The organism is Eubacterium sp. CAG:156, assembly GCF_000434315.1.
Lineage (GTDB): Bacteria > Bacillota > Clostridia > Lachnospirales > Lachnospiraceae > Eubacterium_U > Eubacterium_U album.
On the sequence record NZ_FR878114.1, the window covers coordinates 1 to 742 of the forward strand.

Here is a 742-nt window from a genome sequence, read left to right on the forward strand (position 1 = left end):
GCATGTTACTGAACCTGGTTTAGCAAGAACCTGACCTCTTTCGATCTGGTCTCTGTTGATACCTCTTAAAAGAGCACCAATGTTATCACCAGCCTGAGCTTCATCAAGAAGCTTTCTGAACATTTCGATACCAGTTACAACTGTCTTCTGGATTTCTTCCTTAACACCAACGATTTCAACTTCATCGTTCATATGAAGAACACCACGTTCTACTCTACCTGTAGCAACAGTACCACGACCTGTGATTGTGAATACGTCTTCTACTGGCATTAAGAATGGCTTATCTGTATCTCTCTGTGGATCTGGGAAGTAATCATCAATTGTGTCCATAAGTTCCATGATCTTGTCGCCCCATTCTGATGATGGATCTTCAAGAGCCTTAAGAGCTGAACCTTTGATGATTGGAGTTCCGTCGAATCCATATTCTTCAAGGATTTCTGTAACGTCCATTTCTACTAATTCAAGTAATTCATCATCGTCTACCATATCGCATTTGTTTAAGAAAACAACGATTTTAGGAACACCAACCTGACGTGAAAGTAAGATATGTTCCTTTGTCTGAGCCATAACACCGTCAGTTGCAGCTACAACAAGGATAGCACCATCCATCTGAGCAGCACCAGTGATCATGTTCTTTACATAGTCAGCATGTCCTGGACAGTCAACGTGAGCGTAATGTCTCTTCTTTGTTTCATATTCAACGTGAGCTGTAGAGATTGTGATACCTCTTTCTCTTTCTTCT

1 protein-coding gene is annotated in these 742 nt (G+C 41.1%); it reads right to left on the reverse strand.

Annotated features, from left to right (window positions below; genetic code table 11):
• Positions 1–742: elongation factor Tu (locus ABMA45_RS00520; protein ID WP_348029860.1), on the reverse strand; the 742-nt coding region annotated here is incomplete at both ends.